This is a genomic window from Caldimonas taiwanensis NBRC 104434, assembly GCF_001592165.1.
GTDB lineage: Bacteria > Pseudomonadota > Gammaproteobacteria > Burkholderiales > Burkholderiaceae_C > Caldimonas > Caldimonas manganoxidans.
The window spans coordinates 1-19594 of sequence record NZ_BCWK01000010.1 but is presented as its reverse complement, the minus strand read 5'-3'; the positions used below and the strand labels follow the sequence as shown (position 1 = coordinate 19594).

At 65.7% G+C, this 19594-nt stretch carries 20 protein-coding genes; 6 read left to right on the top strand and 14 right to left on the bottom strand.

The annotated features are described in order from the left end of the window. Positions 1-13: 13 nt before the first annotated feature. Both CTA01S_RS10040 and CTA01S_RS10035 read left to right on the top strand, forming a co-directional pair. On the top strand, positions 14-958 hold the full coding sequence (locus CTA01S_RS10040) for a LysR family transcriptional regulator (RefSeq protein WP_062195126.1): 945 nt from the start codon (positions 14-16) through the stop codon (positions 956-958). A gap of 65 nt (positions 959-1023) precedes the next feature. Further along, on the top strand, positions 1024-2184 hold the full coding sequence (locus tag CTA01S_RS10035) for an alpha-hydroxy acid oxidase (protein WP_062195123.1): 1161 nt from the start codon (positions 1024-1026) through the stop codon (positions 2182-2184). 46 nt (positions 2185-2230) lie between these two features. On the opposite strand, the gene CTA01S_RS16730 is transcribed toward CTA01S_RS10035, so the two are convergent. The 4 genes from CTA01S_RS16730 to CTA01S_RS10015 all read right to left on the bottom strand — a co-directional run bounded on the left by CTA01S_RS16730 (position 2231) and on the right by CTA01S_RS10015 (position 4714). Next, the gene (locus tag CTA01S_RS16730) at positions 2231-2599 is read right to left on the bottom strand and encodes a DUF1801 domain-containing protein (protein WP_062195121.1); all 369 of its coding nucleotides are present in this window, start codon (positions 2597-2599) and stop codon (positions 2231-2233) included. A gap of 128 nt (positions 2600-2727) precedes the next feature. Then, positions 2728-3096, bottom strand: a complete 369-nt coding sequence (locus CTA01S_RS10025; RefSeq protein ID WP_019561884.1) for a hypothetical protein — start codon at positions 3094-3096, stop codon at positions 2728-2730. Between the two features lie 113 nt (positions 3097-3209). Further along, positions 3210-3779, bottom strand: coding sequence for a dCTP deaminase (gene dcd, locus CTA01S_RS10020; RefSeq protein ID WP_019561883.1), 570 nt, complete (start codon positions 3777-3779; stop codon positions 3210-3212). A 35-nt stretch (positions 3780-3814) separates the two neighbouring features. Further along, positions 3815-4714: a LysR family transcriptional regulator gene (locus CTA01S_RS10015; RefSeq protein WP_198150854.1), complete on the bottom strand. Its 900-nt coding sequence runs from the start codon at positions 4712-4714 to the stop codon at positions 3815-3817. A 63-nt stretch (positions 4715-4777) separates the two neighbouring features. Here CTA01S_RS10015 and CTA01S_RS10010 point away from each other — a divergent pair, with 63 nt between their 5' ends. The 4 genes from CTA01S_RS10010 (at position 4778) to CTA01S_RS09995 (ending at position 8204) form a co-directional block, all read left to right on the top strand. Then, positions 4778-6148, top strand: coding sequence for an acyclic terpene utilization AtuA family protein (locus tag CTA01S_RS10010; RefSeq protein ID WP_026330342.1), 1371 nt, complete (start codon positions 4778-4780; stop codon positions 6146-6148). Beyond that, a complete protein-coding gene (locus CTA01S_RS10005; RefSeq protein ID WP_026330341.1) occupies positions 6145-6519 on the top strand; it encodes an AtuA-related protein in 375 nt (124 codons plus the stop codon). Before CTA01S_RS10010 ends, CTA01S_RS10005 begins: the two co-directional genes overlap by 4 nt. A 37-nt stretch (positions 6520-6556) precedes the next feature. Further along, on the top strand, positions 6557-7522 hold the full coding sequence (locus tag CTA01S_RS10000; RefSeq protein ID WP_019561879.1) for a Bug family tripartite tricarboxylate transporter substrate binding protein: 966 nt from the start codon (positions 6557-6559) through the stop codon (positions 7520-7522). A gap of 154 nt (positions 7523-7676) precedes the next feature. Then, positions 7677-8204 carry an Mpo1 family 2-hydroxy fatty acid dioxygenase gene (locus CTA01S_RS09995; RefSeq protein WP_062195118.1) on the top strand — a complete coding sequence of 176 codons (528 nt, stop codon included), beginning with the start codon at positions 7677-7679 and terminating at the stop codon, positions 8202-8204. A gap of 14 nt (positions 8205-8218) precedes the next feature. Here CTA01S_RS09995 and CTA01S_RS09990 read toward each other — a convergent pair whose 3' ends face one another. From CTA01S_RS09990 to CTA01S_RS09950, 10 genes are all read right to left on the bottom strand, one after another. Continuing rightward, positions 8219-9109, bottom strand: a complete 891-nt coding sequence (locus CTA01S_RS09990; protein ID WP_019561877.1) for a formate dehydrogenase accessory sulfurtransferase FdhD — start codon at positions 9107-9109, stop codon at positions 8219-8221. Between the two features lie 63 nt (positions 9110-9172). Beyond that, entirely contained in the window at positions 9173-10300 is a 1128-nt protein-coding gene (locus tag CTA01S_RS09985; protein ID WP_062195116.1) for a formate dehydrogenase subunit gamma, read from the bottom strand. A gap of 31 nt (positions 10301-10331) precedes the next feature. Continuing rightward, entirely contained in the window at positions 10332-10565 is a 234-nt protein-coding gene (locus tag CTA01S_RS09980; protein ID WP_019561875.1) for a hypothetical protein, read from the bottom strand. Beyond that, the gene (gene fdh3B, locus CTA01S_RS09975) at positions 10562-11194 is read right to left on the bottom strand and encodes a formate dehydrogenase FDH3 subunit beta (protein ID WP_026330339.1); all 633 of its coding nucleotides are present in this window, start codon (positions 11192-11194) and stop codon (positions 10562-10564) included. Before fdh3B ends, CTA01S_RS09980 begins: the two co-directional genes overlap by 4 nt. A 27-nt stretch (positions 11195-11221) precedes the next feature. Further along, positions 11222-14188 (bottom strand): formate dehydrogenase subunit alpha, encoded by a 2967-nt coding sequence (locus tag CTA01S_RS09970; RefSeq protein ID WP_062195113.1) that lies wholly within the window; start codon positions 14186-14188, stop codon positions 11222-11224. Positions 14189-14266: 78 nt separating this feature from the next. Next, positions 14267-14470, bottom strand: a complete 204-nt coding sequence (locus CTA01S_RS16450; protein WP_019561872.1) for a hypothetical protein — start codon at positions 14468-14470, stop codon at positions 14267-14269. Positions 14471-14705: 235 nt separating this feature from the next. Further along, positions 14706-15488 (bottom strand): SDR family oxidoreductase, encoded by a 783-nt coding sequence (locus tag CTA01S_RS09965; protein ID WP_062195365.1) that lies wholly within the window; start codon positions 15486-15488, stop codon positions 14706-14708. Between the two features lie 5 nt (positions 15489-15493). After that, entirely contained in the window at positions 15494-16363 is an 870-nt protein-coding gene (locus CTA01S_RS09960; RefSeq protein WP_019561870.1) for a DMT family transporter, read from the bottom strand. Positions 16364-16398: 35 nt separating this feature from the next. Further along, entirely contained in the window at positions 16399-18015 is a 1617-nt protein-coding gene (locus CTA01S_RS09955; protein WP_062195110.1) for a gamma-glutamyltransferase family protein, read from the bottom strand. A gap of 64 nt (positions 18016-18079) precedes the next feature. Further along, a complete protein-coding gene (locus tag CTA01S_RS09950; protein ID WP_062195106.1) occupies positions 18080-19354 on the bottom strand; it encodes a DUF3422 family protein in 1275 nt (424 codons plus the stop codon). Positions 19355-19594: the final 240 nt, after the last annotated feature.

The following is a 19594-nucleotide window of genomic DNA, read 5'->3' as shown; positions in this document are numbered from 1 at the left end:
TCGGCACGGTAGCATGCGGCCCATGCACGCGCCGAGGTCCCTGCGTTTTCCGTCCATCGAAGGTCTGCGCGCCTTCGAGGCGGTGGCTCGGCTGGGCAGTTTCGAGCGCGCCAGCGAGGAGCTGCACATCACCGCCAGCGCAGTGAGCAAGCGCGTGGCCGCACTGGAAGAGCATTTGGACACCGCGCTGCTGGTGCGCTCTGGCAGAAGTCTGAGCTTGACGGCCGCCGGCAAGGAGTACTTGGAACAGGTGCGCGCGGCCTTGGAGCTGCTGGCGGCCGTGCCATTGCACCGACGCGGCCCCGCCGCGCGAACCCGGTTGCGGGTGTGCGCGCCGCCCACTTTTGCGCGGCAGATTCTCGTGCCGCATCTTCAGGACTACACCGAGGCGCACCCCGACGTGGATTTGGAGGTGGTGTTGTCCATCCCGTATCTCGACCCCGGCACGATGCAGGCCGATGTACAGGTGCGCCACGGCGACGCCACGGCGGCCGGCGGCACGCTGCTGATGGACGACGTGGTGACGCCGATGGCTTCCCCGGCGCTGCTGGGCCGCCTGCCACCGCTGCGCACGCCGGCCGACCTGCTGGGCGCGCCGCTGTTGCGCACCCCGCTGGAACCTTGGGCGCCATGGTGGGCTGCTGCCGGGCTGCGGGCTCCAGAACCGACGCAAGGCCCCAAGCTCGTGGACCTGGGCCTGCTGCTGGAGGCTGCCGTCAGCGGGCAAGGCATTGCGCTTGCGCGGCCGACGCTGGCGCGCCATTGGCTGGCCTCGGGCGCGCTGGTGCCGCTGTTTGCGCTGACGGCCCGGCCTTCGCATCACTACTATCTGATGCCTCATGCCCACAACGGTGCGGCAGCCGAGTTTGCACAGTGGCTGCACTCGGTGTGCGCACGGGTCGTGCAGGAAGCAGCAGCGCTGCTGCCGGCCGCCGACGTTTCTTCGGGCAAGCCCTGAAGGATTTTCCGCGACAGAAATGCCCGCTGCGGCTTAGCATCGGTCGCCCAGAACAAGGAGACCGCATGCCCACCATCACTCACATCGAAGACCTGCGCGTGCTGGCCCAAAAGCGTGTACCGCGCATGTTCTACGACTATGCCGACTCCGGGTCGTGGACCGAAAGCACCTACCGCGCCAACGAGGCCGATTTCCAGAAAATCAAGCTGCGCCAGCGCGTGGCGGTGAACATGGAAGGCCGCAGCATCCGCACGCAGATGATCGGCCAAGAGGTGGCCATGCCGGTGGCCCTGGCGCCCACGGGGCTGACCGGGATGCAGCATGCCGACGGCGAGATCCTGGCTGCACGGGCCGCCAAGGCGTTTGGAGTGCCTTTCACCTTGTCCACGATGAGCATCTGCTCGATCGAAGACGTGGCCCAAGCCACCGGGCACCATCCGTTCTGGTTCCAGCTCTATGTGATGCGGGACCGCGAGTTCATCGAGCGGCTGATCGACCGCGCCAAAGCCGCGAACTGCTCGGCGCTGATGCTCACGCTGGACTTGCAAATCCTGGGTCAGCGCCACAAGGACATCAAGAACGGCCTGTCGGCGCCGCCCAAACCCACGATCCGCAACCTCCTGAACCTCGCCACCAAGCCACGTTGGTGCCTCGGCATGCTGGGCACGAAGCGCCGCACCTTCGGCAACATCGTGGGTCACGCCAAGGGAGTGGGCGATCTGTCTTCGCTGTCCTCCTGGACGGCCGAGCAGTTCGACCCCAAGCTCAACTGGGCCGACGTGGAGTGGATCAAGAAGCGCTGGGGCGGCAAGCTCATCCTCAAAGGCATTCTCGACGTGGAAGACGCCCGGCTGGCGGCCGACAGCGGCGCCGATGCGCTGGTCGTCTCCAATCACGGAGGGCGCCAGCTCGACGGGGCGCCCTCGTCCATCGAAGCGCTGCCGGCCATTGTCGATGCCGTGGGTGATCGCATCGAGGTGTGGTTGGACGGTGGCATCCGCAGCGGCCAAGACGTGCTCAAGGCCATCGCGCTGGGGGCCAAAGGCACGTTGATCGGGCGCGCCTTCCTCTATGGCCTGGGCGCGATGGGCGAGGCCGGGGTCACGCGCTGCTTGGAGATCATCGCCAAGGAGCTGGACCTGACCATGGCGTTTTGCGGACGCACCGACATCCGCACCGTGGACCGCAGCATCCTGTGGCCGGGGACGTATCCGACGGCACGCTGACCCGAGGTGGGGCGGTGCGCTCGCTCACGGGCGAGGCCAGGCCCCCTCAGCCGGACTTCGACGCCTCGAGCGCCGCGCGCACCAGCGCCTGCACCAGCGCCGTGTCCACCGGCTGGCGCAGACGGCACTTCAGGTGCCGCAGGCTTTTGCCCGTGCCTTCGAGCTTCGGGAACTGGGCGGCCAAGGCCGCCCCGTTGAAGAACTGGAGGTTGACGTGGCTCTTGTGCGCCACGATGGCCATCAGATTGTCGCGCCCGGTCATGAAGACCAGATTGCCCCATTTCACCGACTGCAACAGCGCTGGGGCCGCCTCGAGCACCGCCCGCTGCAAGGCCTGAGCCGTTTCACGCTGCTCTGGGGTCAGCGTGTCGAAATAGGCCGCCACCAGGGCATTGGGACGCACTGTGCCTCTCATCGCACCGATCCTGACACGCAAGGCGTGAGCATGCTGCGTTCCCCCGTGGGCATCATTCTCCGTGCATGACTCCTCGACCGACCCATGGTAACGCTGCACCCCAGCAGACGCCAAGGCATTCGTCCCCCTCAGTGCGGGGTCGCTGGCAGATCGAAGGCGTAACGCGCGAACAAGGCATCGGCCTTGGCGCGCAGTTCGGGATGGCCCGAGCGCAGCCCGCGGGCCAGGCATTGCGCAGCATAACGCCGATCGAAGAGCATGCGCGCCGTGGACACCGTGTACCCGGCCTCGCTCATGAGGGCCTTGAAGCGGGCCAGATCCAGCAGGTCATGGGGGCCCACGCCGCTTTGGGCCTGGGGCGTCAGCGGGCGAACCAGGGCCTCGCGCAGTTCATCGGGTGAGCCATCGAAGGTCTTGATGACCTCGAAGGCCGTGGTGCGGAACTCGGTGGGCAGTTCCTCATAGTGTTCGACCACCTCGGGCAATGGCAGATGCATGGTTCGAGCCTCCCTCGGCGGGCACGCAAAGCGCCGCATGGATGGGACATGCCCGCACTGTAGTGCCGCCGGGGCTGGGACAAAGGCTCGAAAAGGCATCCAAAGTGGCGGCTTCATGTCTTGGGCAGTGTGACGCCCGTTTGCCCTTGATACTTGCCGCCGCGGTCTTTGTAGCTGGTTTCGCACACCTCGTCGCTTTCGAAGAACAGCACCTGCGCACACCCCTCGCCAGCGTAGATCTTGGCCGGCAGTGGCGTGGTGTTGGAAAACTCCAGCGTGACGTAGCCTTCCCACTCGGGCTCGAAAGGCGTGACATTGACGATGATGCCGCAGCGCGCATAGGTGCTCTTGCCCAGGCAGATGGTCAGCACGTTGCGCGGAATGCGGAAGTACTCCACCGTGCGCGCCAACGCAAAGCTGTTGGGCGGGATGATGCACACATCGCCGTGGAAGTCCACGAAGCTTTTCTCGTCGAAGTTCTTCGGATCGACCACGGTGCTGTGCACGTTGGTGAAGATCTTGAATTCGGGCGCACAGCGGATGTCGTACCCATAGCTGCTGGTGCCGTAGCTGACGATGCGCCGACCATCTTCGGCCTGGCGCACTTGGGCCGGCTCGAAAGGCTCGATCATGCCGTACTGTTCGGCCATGCGGCGGATCCACTTGTCGCTCTTGATGCTCATCTCGACTCCCGAAGAAGTGCGCGCATTGTAGGCAGCTACGCCCCAAGCTGAGGCCGCATGGCCATCAAATGCTCGTACATGGCCTGGGCCGCCACCGACAGCGCGCGGTCGCGGCGGCGCAAGAGAAAAATGTGTCGCCTCAGGCCCTTGGCCTGGATCGGCCGCGTGACGAGTTGGGGATGCGCGAAGTGGAACAAAGTCAGCGCCGGCACCAGGGTCACGCCCAGCCCAGCGCGCACCATGCCGGCCACGGTGCTGAGCTGCTCCAACTCCATCACCGTGTGGAGCCGACGGGGATAGACGGCCGCCTCCACATGCTGGCGCACGCTACTGCTGCGCGCCAATTGGATCACCGGATAAGGCGCCAGATCGGCCAGGCGCAGCGCCGGCTTGCCGGCCAGCGGATGATCGCAACGACACACCAGATGGAAACCATCGCTGCAAAACGGCTCGGCGCGCAGCTCGGGTGTGTCCAGGCGGCTGGCCGCCAGCGCCAGATCGGCATGCCCCACACGCAAGCGCTCGATGCACGCTTGCGACAACACATCGGCCACTTCCAGCTCGATGCCCGGATGCTGCGCGCGGAAGTGCGCCAGCACTTCGGGCAACCACCCCGCCGCCAGGGCCGGCAGCACCGCCAGGGCCACCCGCCCCCGGCGTTTGGCCACGCGCTCGCGCAAATCGGACAACGCCTCCTGCGCCTCGTGCAGCACCCGGCGTGCCGACACCTCGAACGCGCGTCCTTCGGCGGTGAGCTCCACGCTGCGGGTGGTGCGGTCGAACAGCCGAGCGCCGACGCCGTCCTCCAGATCCCGGATCAAGGCGCTGAAGGCCGGCTGCGACAAATGCACGCGCGCCGCGGCTCGGGTGAAGTGCCGCTCTTCGGCCAGCGCCAGGAACGCGCGCAGCTGCCGCATCGACAAATTGATTTCCATGAGCAATCAATCTATCTCAAATTTCGATTTCACAAATCAAATTCCGCCTCCTACAGTGGCGCCATGGTCTGCTGTCCTCCTTCCTTGCGCGTGGGCTGCGCCGCCGGCTTCTCCGGCGACCGCATCGATGCGGCCCTGCCAGTGGTCCAAGCGCTGGCGGCCAGTGGCTCACCGGCGGTGCTGATCTTCGAGACCTTGGCCGAGCGCACGCTGGCACTGGCCCAATTGGCGCGTCGAGACGACCCGCAAGCCGGCTTCGAGCCGCTGCTGGAGCCCATGCTGCGCCCGGTGCTGGGGCCATGCCTGGAGGCCGGCATCCGCATCGTGAGCAATTTCGGCGCCGCCCATCCGCACGGCGCGGCGCGGTGCATCCAGGCATGGGCCCGTCAGGACGGCCTGCGCGTGCCGCGCATCGCCGTCATCGAAGGCGACGCCCTCGACAGCCCCACACAACGCCACCTGCTGCAAGAGGCCCTGGGCGATGCCCTGCCCTCGGGCCCGTGGATCAGCGCCAACGCCTACTTGGGGGCCGAAGCGATCGCGGCGGCTTTGCAAGCCGGCGCCGACATCGTGGTGGCCGGGCGCGTGGCCGATCCCTCCCTCACCTTGGGCCCCGCCGTGGCGCATTTCGGCTGGGCCTGGGACGATTGGGACCGCCTGGCCGGCGCCACCATGGCCGGCCATTTGCTGGAATGCGGCGCGCAGGTCACCGGCGGCTACTTTGCCGACCCGGGGTACAAGGACGTCCCCGACTTGGCCCATCTGGGCTATCCGATCGCCGAGATCGACGCCGACGGTCAGTGCATCCTCACCAAACCCCCGGGTACTGGCGGTTGCGTGACCGAACGCACGGTCAAAGAGCAGCTGCTGTATGAAGTGCACGACCCGGCCGCCTACCTCACCCCCGACGTGGTGGCCGATCTGACGCAAGCCCGGGTGGACACGGTCGCGCCCGATCGTGTGCGGCTCAGCGGCGTGCGCGGGCATGCCCGCCCCACGCACTTGAAGGCCACGGTGTGCTACGAAAACGGCTGGCTGGCCGAAGGCGAAATCTCCTATGCCGGGGCGCGGGCCGAGGCACGCGCCCGGCTGGCCGCCGACATCCTGCGCCAGCGTCTGCAGGGCCTGGGCCGACTGCGCATCGATTTGATCGGAGTGGCCAGCCTCATGGCCGATGACGACGGACGCTGGCTGGCCGCTCACTCACCGGGAGAGGCCAAAGACGTGCGTTTGCGCGTGGCCTTGCAGCATGCCCAGCGCCGCGCGGCCGAAACCCTGACCCGCGAGGTGACCGCGCTGTACACCTGCGGGCCTGCCGGCGGCGGCGGGGTGCGCACCTGGCTGCGGCCACGGCTAGGCACGGTCTCGTGCCTGATCCCCCGCGAGGCCGTGCCCTGTGGCTTCGTGATGCTCGATGAGGGAGATCCGACATGAGTTGCGCCTCCATGCGAGTGCCCCTGTACCGGCTGGCGCATGGCCGCACCGGAGACAAAGGGGACCGCTCCAACATCAGCCTCATCGCCTGGCACCCCGCCTTGTGGCCGGTGCTGGTGGATCAAGTCACCGAGGCGGTCGTGGCCGAACGCTTCGCTCACCGCCGACCCAGCGGGGTCAAGCGCTACTTGTTGCCACAGCTGCACGCCATGAACTTCGTGCTCGATCACGTCCTGGACGGCGGCGTCAACGAATCACTCAACCTGGACGCTCACGGCAAGGCCTTGGTGTTCTGGCTGCTGGACTTGCCGGTGAGCCTGCCGTCCTGCCTGCGCCCTTACCTGGCCGGCCCGCCGGGCCCGGACCTCTGACCTGCCCATTCGCCCCACCACCCGAGGAGACTTCCCCATGACCGCCATGAACCGTCGCCGATGCCTTGCCGCAGCCGCCTTGCTCTTGCTGGGGGCATCCCCGGCCTGGGCTTTTCCAGAGCGCCCGGTGACCTTCATCGTGCCGTTTGCCGCCGGCAGCGCCACCGACCAGCTGGCCCGCGCGCTGGGCCAGTCCTTCAGCGCCGACACGCAACAACCCGTGGTCATCGAAAACCGCGCCGGCGCCAGCGGCATGCTCGCCGCCCAGGCGGCCGCTCGTGCACCGGCCGACGGCCACACCGTGCTGATCACCACCAACACCACCCATGCGGCCAATGTGCACTTGTACAAAAAACTGGGGTACGACCCGGTGAAGGACTTCGCCCCAGTCACAGCGCTGGGCCGCGGCGGGCAAGTGCTGGTGGTCCATCCGTCCCAGCCCTTCAAGACCGTGGCCGAGCTGGTCGAGCATGCCCGTCACAACCCGGGCCAGCTCAGCTTTGGCAGCGGCAGCTCCTCCAGCCGGGTGGCAGGCGAACTGTTCCAGCAAATGGCCAAAGTCCGGCTGCTGCACGTGCCCTACAAGAGCAATCCGCAAGCCATCACCGACCTGATCGGCGGACAAATCCAGCTGATGTTTGCCGACATGTCCACCGGCGTGCCACAGATCCAAGCCGGCAAACTGCGTGCGTTGGGTGTCACGGCGGCCAAGCGCTCCGCGCTGCTGCCGCAGGTGCCCACCATCGCCGAAAGCGGCGTGCCCGGGTATGAAATGGGCTATTGGTTTGCCGCGTATGTCCCGGCTGGCACCCCGGCTGCCGTGGTGCAAAAGCTCAACGAGCTGCTCATTCGCGGGACGACCAGCCCAGCGGCCAAAGCCTTCTTCGAGGCCAGCGGTTCGGAGCCCTTCACCACCACGCCCGAAGGTTTGGCCCAGTTCCAGGCCGCAGAAACCCGCAAATGGGGCCAAATCATCCGTGCCGCCGGGATCGAGCCGGAGTGAACCTGCTGCGACGGCCTGCTGCCCCCCAAGAGACAGCGCACGACACCGCGCACATACCCGGGAAAACCCTGAACCTATCAGGTCGGTCTTGTCGAAAGATTGAGGCCTGAGCACCCATCATTTGCCTGCCGTTCCTGTTCTTGGGGAGACCGCCATGCGCAGCGCCCTCGATTTGTTGACCCAGTACGCCGCTTATCACCGCGATCGCCGCAACATTGCCACCCATTTCGTGGGCGTCCCGTTGATCGTGTTTGCCGTGGGCACCTTGTTGGCTCGCCCCCAATTCGATGTGGCCGGTTGGCCGCTGACGCCGGCTTGGGTGCTGTTTGCGCTGACGGCGCTGTGGTATCTCAGCCGTCACTGGGTGCTGGGCCTGACCACCAGTGTGGCCGTGGGGGTCTTGATCGGACTGGGCCATCTGGTGGCCGCCAGCAGCACCAGCATTTGGTTGGCCACCGGCATCGGCACCTTCGTGGTGGGCTGGATCATCCAGTTCATCGGCCACTACTACGAAGGTCGCAAGCCCGCGTTCGTGGACGATCTCATCGGCCTGTTGGTCGGGCCGATGTTCGTGGTGGCCGAGGCCATGTTTGCCGCGGGTTGGAACCGGGAGATGCTCGCACGCATCGAGCAAAAAGCCGGGCCCACGATCGTGCGCGATCTGGCCAACGCCCGCCCCTGAAAGCCAACGCCTCTTCAGCCCTGGCGGCCCGGCGCCGAACGGCGCTCCTGCGGTGTCCAGGGCTGCGGCGCCGGCGGAACCAAGTCCGGCTCGGCGATGAAGCGTTCCTGCCCACAGTAGAGCAGAAAGTGCCGCTGCGTGCAGCGCGCAAACAGCGCCATGCCCAGTTGCACTGCCAAACGGTGGCCCATCTCGGTGATGCCCGAGCGTGAAACCACGATGGCCACGCCCATCTGAGCGGCCTTGATGACCATCTCACTCGTCAGGCGACCGGTGGTGTAGAGAATCTTGCCCCGTCCTTCGACGGCATGCAGCCACATCCAGCCGGCAATCGCGTCCAGTGCATTGTGGCGCCCCACATCTTCGGTGAACAGCAACAGCTCGCTGCCTGCGAACAAGGCGCAACCGTGCACCGAACCGGCGCTTTTATAAATGGTGTCATGCCGGCGCATGGCATCGAGCAAGTCGTACAACGTGCTCTGCGAAATCCGCGTGTCGCCGAGTCGGATCTGGTCGATCTCGTCCATCAGACCGCCGAACACCGTGCCCTGACCGCAGCCGGTGGTGACGATGCGCCGCGCCGTGCGCGCCTCCAGGTCGGGCACACCCCCGCGGGTGGTGATCGCGCAAGCGTTCACCTCCCAGTCCACTTGCACGCTGGCGATGTGCTCGATGCCAGGCACCAGGCGCTGGTTCTTCAGGTAGCCCAGCGCCAACAGCTCGGGATGCGCGCCCATGGTCATCAAGGTGACCAGTTCACGCCGATCCAGGTACAGCGTGAGATCACGCTCGGCGGGCATCTCCACCTCACGCGGCTGACCATATTCATCGACGACCGTGACGCGGTGCGTGAAACGGGTGGAGGCCTGGCTGAGCTCAGGGCGCAGGTCGGGACGAGCAGTCATGGATGAAAGCATATCGGCAAGGCCAGGCCGCAGGCTGCCGCAGCAGCCCGCCGCAAGGACGCTTCACGCCTGGGCGGCCGGCTTGCCCGCGGCGGCCTGGTGGGACGTGGAGCGTTGCGCCGGGATCTTGCCCGCCTGGATATCACGGTACCACAGCTCGTGATGCTCCTTGGCCCAGGTCTCATCGACATAGCCTGTCTTCATGGCCTGGTACGCCCCCTGAGTGCCCAGAGTGCCCATGTAGATGTGGCCCAGGAACGCGGCCATCATCAGCACCGCGGCACTGGCATGGATCATGTGGGCGATTTGCATCTCGCCGCGCGTGTACAGCAGCCCGGGCACGAGCTTGTCGAGCACCAGGCCCGAGGCCACCACGATCAAGCCCAGCAAGAACACCCCGCCCCAAAACAGCAGCTTCTCGCCGGCATTGAAACGGTGTGAGGGCACATGGGCGCCAGTGAACAAGCCACCCCCCTTGGCCAGCCAAACGAGGTCATGTGTGCTCGGCCAGTTGTCTTTGACGAAGGTGAGGATGACCACCACCAGCGAGACGGCGAACAAGGGCCCGGCGAAGTTGTGGATGGTTTTCATCGCATAGGCCAGCCAGCCGAACAAGGTGCCACCGAGGATGGGCAACAGGAAGAATTTGCCAAAAGCCATCACGATGCCCGAGATGGCCAGTGCCACGAAAGCGATCGCATTGGTCCAGTGCGCTGCACGCTCGAAATAGGTGAAACGCTCGATCCGCCGCCCCGTCTCGGGCTGACTCAGCTTGATGGGGCCCTTGGTGAAATAGAACAAGGCCAGGGCCAGCAGCACGATGAGCAGCAGCGCCCCTCCATAAGGCAAGATCCACTGGTTGCGCACCTGCCGCCAGGCCTCACCCGCGGTGGTGTGCTTGGAGCCGGGGTATTGCACCAGCGATTGGATCAGCACGCCTTTTTCCACCCCGGGCAGGCTGGTGTAGCCACTTTGCTGGCCCGACTCGCGCACGGCACGCCAAAACGGCGCATTGTTGCCAGGTTGCGAGACCGCTCGCTGGGCATTGGTGTCCTCCGGCTTCGGGTCGGCCGGGGCCACATAGCCCTCGGGAGCGCCACGGGTGGCCGCCGGCGCAGCGCTTTGGGCGCCGACGCTCACGGACAGCGACAGCATCGCAGCGATCGTCAGACCCTGGAGTAAGCGAAACATGGCGTGTCCTCCGTCGCGTGCACGCAGCCCGCTAGTTGATGCGCGAGTACTCGTTCTGCCCGGCCACGCGACGGCGCATCTGTTCTTGCCAAGCGGCCGGGTCCCCGGGCTTCCAGCCCGGGGCGACGAACGGATTGGCCGCCCCCTGCCAAGCCGGGCTGTCGCTGCCCTTGAGGGGTGCCTTGGCGGTTTGCTCGGTCTGCCCGCAGGCGGCCAAGCCCACGACCAGCCCCAGTCCCAACGCAACCAGAGGTCGGCGGCTCATGACTTGGCTCCTTCCTTGACGGGCGTCTGGCCACTGCTTTGGGTCGGTCGGCCATAGGCCGTGCCCCAACCCCAAACCTCGCTGCCCTTGCCGCGGTGCAGCACGCGGGTGCGGAAGATGTCGGCCACCACGTCGCCGTCACCGCCCAGCAAGGCTTTGGTCGAGCACATCTCGGCACAGGCCGGCAGCTTGCCTTCGGCCAGGCGATTGCGCCCGTACTTTTCGAACTCGGCTTGCGAGCCGCTCTTTTCGGGGCCGCCGGCGCAGAAGGTGCATTTGTCCATCTTGCCGCGCAGACCGAAAGTTCCATTGGCCGGGAACTGCGGCGCCCCGAACGGACAGGCATAGGAGCAATACCCACAGCCGATGCAGATGTCTTTGTCATGCAACACCACGCCTTCTTCGGTGCGGTAGAAGCAATCCACCGGGCACACCGCCATGCAAGGCGCATCGCTGCAGTGCATGCAAGCCACCGAGATGCTGCGCTCACCGGGCTGGCCATCGTTCATCGTGACCACGCGGCGGCGGTTGACGCCCCAGGGCACGTCATGCTCGGCCTTGCAGGCAGTGACGCAGCCATTGCATTCGATGCAGCGCTCGGCATCGCAGATGAATTTCATTCGAGCCATGGGGTTCTCCTGTCAGCCGGCCGTCGCTCAGGCGCTCGCCCGTTCGATCTGGCAGACCGTGGTCTTGGTCTCCTGCATCATCGTCACGGCGTCGTAGCCGTAGGTGGTCGCGGTGTTGACGGCCTCGCCACGCACCACGGGAGCCGCCCCCTCGGGGTAGTAGCGCAGCAAGTCCTGGCCCTGCCAGTGGCCCGAGAAATGGAAGGGCAGGAAGACCGTGTGGCGATCGACCCGCTCGGTGACCAGTGCCTTGACACGGATGCGCGCGCCGGTCGGGGTGCTCACCCACACCATGTCCCCGGGACGGATGCCACGGTCGTTGGCAGTGGCTGGGTTGATCTCGACGAACATGTCTTGCTGCAACTCGGCCAACCAGGGGTTGGAGCGGGTTTCCTCGCCACCGCCTTCGTACTCGACCAGACGGCCCGACGTCATGATCAGTGGGAAGCGCTGACCAATGTCCTTGTTCTGGTCCTGCAAGGTCTTGAACAGCGTGGGCAGACGCCAGAAGGTCTTGTCCGCATGGGTCGGATACTTCTCCACCAGATCGGGCCGCGTCGAATAGATGGGCTCGCGGTGCTGCGGAATGGCATCCGGGAAGTTCCAAACGACCGCCCGCGCCCGGGCATTGCCAAAGGGGTGGCAGCCGTGGTTCTTCATCACCACACGGATGATGCCGCCGGACAAGTCGGTCTTCCAGTTCTTGCCTTCGGCGGCTTGCTGCTCTTCGGGGGTGAGTTCGCCCCACCACCCCAGCTTCTTCAGCAGCACGTCGTCGAATTCGGGATAGCCTGTGGTGATGTCCGCTCCGAGAGAGTGAGACCCGTCTGCGGCCAACAGCGACACGCCATCACGCTCGACACCGAAATTGGCGCGGAAGTTGCCACCGCCGTCCATCACATGCTTGGAGGTGTCGTAGAGATTGGGCGTGCCGGGGTGCTTCAACTCGGGGGTACCGTAGCAAGGCCAGGGCAGGCCGAAGTAATCGCCATCGAGCACGTAGCCGGTCTCCTTGTCCACCCCGCCCTTGGCACGCAGGGTCTTGACGTCGAAGACATGCATGTTGCGCATGTGCGCCTTCAGCCGTTCGGGGCTTTGGCCGGTGTAGCCGATGGTCCACACGCCCCGGTTGATCTCACGCAGGATGGACTCGGGTTCGGGCTCCAGCATGCCGCCCTTGCCAGGCACCATCTTGTAGTTCTTGACCAGCTCTTTGCCAAAGCCGAGCTTCTCGGCCAGCTGGTACATGATCATGTGGTCGGTGCGCGATTCCCACAGCGGCTCGATGACTTTCTCGCGCCATTGGATGGAGCGGTTGGACGCGGTGCACGAGCCCGAGGTCTCGAACTGCGTGGTGGCTGGCAGCAGGTAAACGGCGCGGTTCGGATTGAGGTCTTCGGGCTTGCCAGGCATGGCCGCCATCGCGGCCGTGGCCGATGGGAAGGGATCGATGACGACCAGCAGATCGAGCTTGTCCATCGCCCGCTTCATTTCCAGCCCGCGAGACTGTGAGTTGGGGGCGTGGCCCCAGAAGAACAGCGCTTTGAGATTGCTGCCTTGCTCGATCAGCTCGGGTTTCTCCAGCACGCCGTCGATCCACCGCGACACGGTCATGCCGGACTTGGTCATCATGTTGGGTGCGTAGCGCGACTTCAGCCATTCATAGTCCAGGCCCCAGACCTTGGCGAAATGCTTCCACGAACCTTCGGCCAGGCCATAGTAGCCCGGCAGCGAGTCGGGGTTGGGCCCCACATCGGTGGCGCCTTGCACGTTGTCGTGGCCGCGGAAGATGTTCGCCCCCCCACCGGACACACCGATGTTGCCCAGGGCCAGCTGCAAGATGCATGATGCGCGCACCATCGCATTGCCGATCGTGTGCTGCGTTTGCCCCATGCACCACACGATGGTCGAGGGCCGGTTTTCGGCCATGGTCTTGGCCACTTGAAAGACCTCGGCCTCGGGCACACCGCAGACTTCCTCGACCTTGTCGGGCGTCCACTTGGTCATCACCTCTTCGCGCACCTTGTCCATGCCATAGACGCGGTCGGCGATGTACTTCTTGTCTTCCCAGCCATTCTTGAAGACGTGGTAGAGCACGCCAAACAGAAAGGCGATGTCGGTGCCGGAGCGGATGCGCACGTACTGATCGGCCTTGGCGGCCGTGCGGGTGAAGCGCGGGTCGACGACGATCATCTTGCAGCCGTTTTCCTTGGCATGCAGCATGTGCAACATCGACACCGGATGCGCCTCGGCAGCGTTGGAGCCGATGTACAGCGCCGCCTTGGCGTTTTGCATGTCGTTGTAGGAATTGGTCATCGCGCCATAGCCCCAGGTGTTGGCCACACCGGCCACCGTGGTGGAATGGCAGATGCGCGCCTGGTGGTCGCAGTTGTTGCTGCCCCACAGGCTCATCCATTTGCGCAGGAGATAGGCTTGCTCGTTGTTGTGTTTGCTGGAACCCACGACGAACAAGGCATCGGGCGTGCTGGTTTCGCGCAACTTCAATAGTTTGGCCGCGATCTCATCGAGCGCTTGGTCCCAGCTGATGCGCTGGTACTTGCCGTTGACCAGCTTCATCGGGTACTTCAAGCGGTACTCGCCGTGGCCGTGTTCGCGCACGGCCGCCCCTTTGGCGCAGTGGGAGCCCAGATTGATCGGCGAGTCGAACACGGGTTCTTGGCGAACCCACACCCCGTTTTCCACCACGGCGTCGATTGCACAGCCGACCGAACAGTGGCCGCACACCGTGCGTTTGACCTCCACCTTGGGCGCGGCCGCCGAAGCCGCAGCAGGGTCAGCCGCCTGCGCCTTCTTCACCAAGCTGAGTTGCGAGGCGGCCAACCCCACGCCCAGCCCCAAGCCGGAGCGACGCAAAAACGCGCGGCGATCCATGGTGGGCACGGCGCGGGCCACGCCGCGCGCAAGGCTGGTCACGAGCGAGGACGACCCCCGATCGACCGGCGTGACGCTGGAAGATTTCCGAGTGAGCAACATGGCGGCTCCTGAGACTGCAAAGCGATGAGACGGACGACAGGGCAGCAGCCACGGCCGCCCCAGCCTGCGGCGCCCTCCTCAGACACGAGCGGTCTGGTAGTAGCGCTGAACGTGCTCCGTCAGCCGGTAGCCGGCTCGCCGGTCCGGCTGCGGCTCGCTTGGGGCCGCTGCCGGCGGTTCCTCACGCATGGGCACCACGCTGGCCACCGCTGCCGCCGCAGCGATCGAGCCCGCACCGGCAAACAGGCGCCGGCGGCTCAGGGGGGTTTGAGACGCTTTCATCGTGGTCTCCTATCGGGGCGACCTGCGCGCTCCCCTGGGGCGGGGACACGGCGGTCTTTGGTGTGAGAGTTCAGCTATGTTATTCCTCTGGCCCCGGCTGTAATGCGGGTTTGCGAGCATAGAGGCCGCATTTCGCACCAATGCGGCGGTACAGACCACCCCCCTGTGCGCTCTTCGAGCTTGCGGCAGTGCAGCACTTGCAACAAGCTGAACGCCGCGCCCTTGGACGATGGGCTCAAAACGTGCCTGGATAGGCCCCGCCGTCGAGCAGCCAGTTCTGCCCGGTGATATAGCCCGCCTGCTGGCTGCACAAGAAGGCGCACACGGCACCGAACTCCTCGGCCGTGCCAAAGCGCCGTGCGGGAATGCCCTGCAGGCGGCGCTGCACAGCCTGGTCCAGATCGATGCCCGCTTTTTGTGCGCCGGCGGCCAAGGTCTTGCGCAAGCGGTCGGTGTCGAACGCCCCAGGCAGCAGGTTGTTGATCGTCACATTGCGAGCGGCGATGCCGCTGCGCGCCAGTCCAGCCACGAAGCCGGTGAGCCCGCTGCGGGCGCCATTGGACAGCCCCAACACATCGATGGGCGCCTTCACCGCCCCGGAGGTGATGTTGACGATGCGCCCAAACCCACGCGCAGCCATGCCATCGACGGTGGCCTTGATCAGCTCGATGGGGGTGAGCATGTTGGCCTCCAGGGCCTGAAGCCACTCCTCGCGCCCCCAGTCCCGGAAGTCGCCGGGTGGCGGGCCGCCCGCGTTGTTCACGAGGATGTCCACCTGCGGGCAGGCGGCCAGCGCCGCAGCGCGGCCCTCGGGCGTGGTGATGTCACCGCAGACGGTGCGCACCTGGCCTCGACCGAGCGCACGCAGTTGCGCCGCGGCCGCCTCGAGGTCGGCCGCGGTGCGAGCGGTCATCACGACATTGACCCCTTCAGCCACCAAAGCAGCAGCACAGCCTTTGCCCAGCCCCTTGCTCGAAGCGCACACCAGAGCCCACTTGCCTGCAATGCCCAAATCCATCGACGTCATCTCCACTTCGTCAACAACCACACACCAGCCAGCACGAGCACCGTGCCCGCGGCAATCCACGGGGTGAAGGGCTCACCCAGCACCAACACCCCCAGCGCCAAGGTCGACAGCGGGCCGATCATGCCGGTCTGGGCCGCCGCGGCCGCGCCGATGCGCTCGATGGCCATCATCACCATCAGCACTGGCGCCACCGTGCAGGCCGTGGCGTTGAGCACGGCCAGCCAAAGCACCTCGGACGGCACCACGGCCGCCGCCAGCGGCCGCACCAGCAGGAACTGGACGATGCACAGCACACACGCCACCGTGCTGGCCCAGCCCACCAGACGCATCGAGCCCAGGCGTTGCACCATCTCGCCGCTGTAGACCAGATAGACGGCATACGACACCGCGCTGGCGAACACCAACAGCGCCCCGAGCAGCACATTGGGCCCTTCGAAACTGACTTCCTGGCCGAACACGAGCAAGACGCCGGCATAGCTCACCGCGATGGCCACGATCTGACGCGCCTGCACACGCTTGCCGAACAGCACGGCCCCCAAGGCCAACACCAACGTGGGGTTGAGGTAGAGGATGAGCCGCTCCAGGCTGGCACTGATGTACTGAAGGCCCAAGAAGTCGAGAAAGCTGGCCAAGTAGTAGCCGCTGAACCCCAGGCCGGCAATGCCCAGCCAGTCGCGACGGCTCAAAGCCGGCCGGCCGCGTCCAGACCACCAGGCCAGCAGCACAAACAGCGGCAACGCGAACAGCATGCGGTACATGATGACCGTCACCGCATCGACGCCATAGCGATACGACAGCTTGACGATGATGGCTTTGCCCGAAAAGGCCACCGCACCGGCGGCAGCCAGCAGCAGCCCGCCGGCCATCGGTGGCCGCGCCGCGGTGTCTCGAGCCGCCACGCTCAAAACCCGACCGCTTGTCCGTCGCGCCGCGGATCGCTGGCAGCGACATAGCCTTGGACCGCCGGGTCCCCCAAGCGCCAGATGAACTGGCCCGCGCCGAAGTCCTGATAGGGGTCCTGCAGCACCTCGATGCGATGGCCCAAGTCCTGCAGCCCCTGCACCACGGCCGGATCCATCGTGGACTCGACATTGAGCGACAAGCCCTCGTTGTAGCGCCAGCGCGGCGCGTCGCAGGCGGCCTGCGGGTTCTGTCCATAGTCGAGCATGCGCACCAAGGTTTGCACATGGCCTTGCGGCTGCATGTTGGCCCCCATCACGCCAAAGCTCATCACCGGTTCTCCTTCTCGGGTGAGGAAGCCGGGGATGATGGTGTGAAACGGCCGCTTGCCCGGAGCCACCACATTGGGGCTGCCCGCCTGCAACGAAAAGCCATGGCCACGGTTTTGCAACGACACGCCGTAGCCGGGCACCACCACCCCCGAGCCGAAGCCCATGTAGTTGCTTTGAATCCAGCTGACCATCAATCCCTGCTCATCGGCGGCCGTCAAGTAAATCGTGCCCCCCGTGGGAGGATTGCCGGCCTCGAAGACCTGCGCACGCGTCGGATCGATCAGCCGAGCGCGGCGGGCGAGGTAGGCCTCATCGAGCATCTGCTCGACCGAGACTTCCATGTGCTCACGCTCGGCCACGTAGCGATACGTGTCGGCAAACGCCAGCTTCATCGCCTCGATCTGCAAGTGCTGCGAAGCCACCGAGTCCCGCGGCAACGCCGCCACGTCGAACTGCGAAAGGATCCCCAAGGCAATCAGCGCGGCAATGCCCTGCCCCGAAGGCGGAATCTCATGCAGCGTATATCCTCGGTAATGCCGCGAGATCGGCGTGACCCACTGCGGCCGCATCGCCGCCAAATCCTCCAGGGTGATGCTGCCGCCGTGCTGGCGCGCATGCGCAACCATGGCTGCGGCGATCTCGCCCCGGTAAAACGCCTCGCCCCGACTGTTGGCGATCAAACGCAGACTGCGCGCAGCATCCTTGAAAGTGACGTGCTCGCCCACCTCCGGCGCACGGCCATGGGGCATGAAGGTCTGCGCGAAGCCTGGCTGGCTTTGCAGCTCCGGCACGGCCGCAGCCCATTTGGCAGCCACCACCGGTGGCACGCAGTAGCCGCGCTCGGCATAGTCGATCGCCGGCTCCAACAAATCGGCAAAAGGCAATCGGCCAAAACGCTCATGCAGCGCAACCCAGCCGGCCACCATGCCTGGCACGGTCACCGCATCCCAGCCCCGCTTGGGCGGGCGCGTGGCCTGCGCGCCATACCGGGCCATGAAGTACTCTCGTGTCCAGGCAGCCGGCGCGTGGCCGGCTGCATTCAGGCCATGCAGCTGCCGACCGTCCCACACGATCGCGAAAGCATCGCTGCCCAAGCCGTTGCTGACCGGCTCGAGAATCGTCATCGCCGCCGCCGCGGCAATGGCAGCATCCACCGCATTGCCCCCTTTCCACAGCATGCGCAGCCCAGCACTGGCCGCCGCCGGGTGAGACGTGGCCACCACGTTGCGGGCAAACACAGGCAGCCGCACAGAGGGATAAGGTGCGTCGTAAAGAAAAGGTTTCATCGCAAGCCCCGGCCGAATCATCGGATGATTATGCGCGGCCTGGCGCCGCTTTGCAGCGCCCGGTCTATTGCGCCGCCCGCTGGGCTGCTGCATGCAGACGTCGCAACCCGACCCACACGGCAGCGGCGATCACGGGAATGGCCGCAGCGACGACCACATCGACGAGCAGCGGCAAGCCTGCAGCCTTGGCCCCCTTGGCCAGATAGCCCACCAGACCGGCACCGTAATAAGTGATCGCTGCAATCGACAAGCCCTCCACGGCGGACTGCAACATCAGTTGAGCCTTCTGACGGCGATTCATCGCATCCAGCAAGGCTTGACTGCTTTGCTGCTGCTCGATCTCCACACGGGTGCGCAGCAGATTGCTGGTGCGCGAGATGCGTTCGGACAACTGCTGCTGGCGCCGAGCCGCCCAAGCACATGTCTGCATGGCCGGCCCAAGACGGCGATCCATGAACTCCCCCATGGTCTGCAAGCCAGCCAACCGGTGCTCTCCCAATTCCTCGATTCGCTGCTGCACCAACTCGAAGTAGGCCGCGCTGGCCGAAAAGCGTGCGTGGGTCGCGGCATACAGACTCTCTACCCGACCGGCCAAACGGGTCAACTGCCGCAACAGCTCCGGCTCATGCGAACGCTCGGCACTGCGAATCTGGTCGGCAATGTGCGCCAGCTCACGCTCCGCATCGGCCAAAGTCGAGGACACATGACGCGCCGCAGGCAAACCCAGCAGAGCCATCATGCGATAGGTTTCCACCTCCAACAGCCGCTGCACGGTGCGCCCCAAGCGGCGCGGATGCATGCTGGCGGCCACCACGACCACGCGTGCAAAGCCATCGGCATGCAGCCGGAAATCGGTATAGACCTCGGCTTGGCCGTCCATCACGACAGAGCCCACCAGGCTGTCTTCGGACAAGGCGCCGCGGATCAGCGGATCGAAGCCCTCGTCGCGCGAACGGCTGACCACCACATGCATGCCCACCAACCATTGCCCCGGAATGCCACGCAGCCAGTCCTGCGGCACCAGGCTGACCGCCGGCTCATCGAAGCTGGTGGGGCGTTCCGACAAGGCTCGCCAGAAGGTGTACGTCTGAAACTCGGTGTGCTGCTCCCAACGCAAATGCACCCCGCCGATGTCCAGACTCAGGTGGCTGGCCTCCTCGGCCGGCAGCGGCAAGTGGCGCGCGCGCAACAGCGCATGCAGATGTTCGCGCGAGGCCGTCTGCCCCGGCGGCGTGAGCAAAGCCAAATGAGACAAGGCCAAAGGCGCACACATGCGCTCGTAAGGGCGCGCATGAACCTCGTTGTGCAAAACCTCCCGCAAGGGGTGGGGCGTGAACATCGAACAATTCCTCCTCGAAAAGAATTATCGAGGTGAATCTCCATGGCCGTGCCCGGCGCCCCCCTGCGGTGGATCAGGCCCCGTCCGGTACCGGTTGGCTGCTGTGGCAAACCATCAGCCCATGCGCGGGCAGGGTTGGCCGGCTTCGCACTCGAGTCGCAGCGCCGCCTCGCCCGTGGCGGGCATGGGGTTGTCTCCACCCTCGTCAGCCACACGTTCCACCAGTGTCCACACGGTAGC

What these genes read in the sequence shown, in the direction of transcription:
- CTA01S_RS09980 (WP_019561875.1), bottom strand. Translation starts at nt 10,565, where the DNA reads ATGAGCCGCCGACCTCTGGTTGCGTTGGGACTGGGGCTGGTCGTGGGC.
- CTA01S_RS10010 (WP_026330342.1), top strand. Translation starts at nt 4,778, where the DNA reads ATGGTCTGCTGTCCTCCTTCCTTGCGCGTGGGCTGCGCCGCCGGCTTC.
- CTA01S_RS10035 (WP_062195123.1), top strand. Translation starts at nt 1,024, where the DNA reads ATGCCCACCATCACTCACATCGAAGACCTGCGCGTGCTGGCCCAAAAG.
- dcd (WP_019561883.1), bottom strand. Translation starts at nt 3,779, where the DNA reads ATGAGCATCAAGAGCGACAAGTGGATCCGCCGCATGGCCGAACAGTAC.
- CTA01S_RS09970 (WP_062195113.1), bottom strand. Translation starts at nt 14,188, where the DNA reads ATGTTGCTCACTCGGAAATCTTCCAGCGTCACGCCGGTCGATCGGGGG.
- CTA01S_RS16730 (WP_062195121.1), bottom strand. Translation starts at nt 2,599, where the DNA reads ATGAGAGGCACAGTGCGTCCCAATGCCCTGGTGGCGGCCTATTTCGAC.
- CTA01S_RS09965 (WP_062195365.1), bottom strand. Translation starts at nt 15,488, where the DNA reads ATGGATTTGGGCATTGCAGGCAAGTGGGCTCTGGTGTGCGCTTCGAGC.
- CTA01S_RS10025 (WP_019561884.1), bottom strand. Translation starts at nt 3,096, where the DNA reads ATGCATCTGCCATTGCCCGAGGTGGTCGAACACTATGAGGAACTGCCC.
- CTA01S_RS10040 (WP_062195126.1), top strand. Translation starts at nt 14, where the DNA reads ATGCGGCCCATGCACGCGCCGAGGTCCCTGCGTTTTCCGTCCATCGAA.
- CTA01S_RS09950 (WP_062195106.1), bottom strand. Translation starts at nt 19,354, where the DNA reads ATGTTCACGCCCCACCCCTTGCGGGAGGTTTTGCACAACGAGGTTCAT.
- fdh3B (WP_026330339.1), bottom strand. Translation starts at nt 11,194, where the DNA reads ATGGCTCGAATGAAATTCATCTGCGATGCCGAGCGCTGCATCGAATGC.
- CTA01S_RS09990 (WP_019561877.1), bottom strand. Translation starts at nt 9,109, where the DNA reads ATGACTGCTCGTCCCGACCTGCGCCCTGAGCTCAGCCAGGCCTCCACC.
- CTA01S_RS09995 (WP_062195118.1), top strand. Translation starts at nt 7,677, where the DNA reads ATGCGCAGCGCCCTCGATTTGTTGACCCAGTACGCCGCTTATCACCGC.
- CTA01S_RS16450 (WP_019561872.1), bottom strand. Translation starts at nt 14,470, where the DNA reads ATGAAAGCGTCTCAAACCCCCCTGAGCCGCCGGCGCCTGTTTGCCGGT.
- CTA01S_RS09985 (WP_062195116.1), bottom strand. Translation starts at nt 10,300, where the DNA reads ATGTTTCGCTTACTCCAGGGTCTGACGATCGCTGCGATGCTGTCGCTG.
- CTA01S_RS10000 (WP_019561879.1), top strand. Translation starts at nt 6,557, where the DNA reads ATGACCGCCATGAACCGTCGCCGATGCCTTGCCGCAGCCGCCTTGCTC.
- CTA01S_RS10015 (WP_198150854.1), bottom strand. Translation starts at nt 4,714, where the DNA reads ATGGAAATCAATTTGTCGATGCGGCAGCTGCGCGCGTTCCTGGCGCTG.
- CTA01S_RS09955 (WP_062195110.1), bottom strand. Translation starts at nt 18,015, where the DNA reads ATGAAACCTTTTCTTTACGACGCACCTTATCCCTCTGTGCGGCTGCCT.
- CTA01S_RS10005 (WP_026330341.1), top strand. Translation starts at nt 6,145, where the DNA reads ATGAGTTGCGCCTCCATGCGAGTGCCCCTGTACCGGCTGGCGCATGGC.
- CTA01S_RS09960 (WP_019561870.1), bottom strand. Translation starts at nt 16,363, where the DNA reads ATGGCCGGCGGGCTGCTGCTGGCTGCCGCCGGTGCGGTGGCCTTTTCG.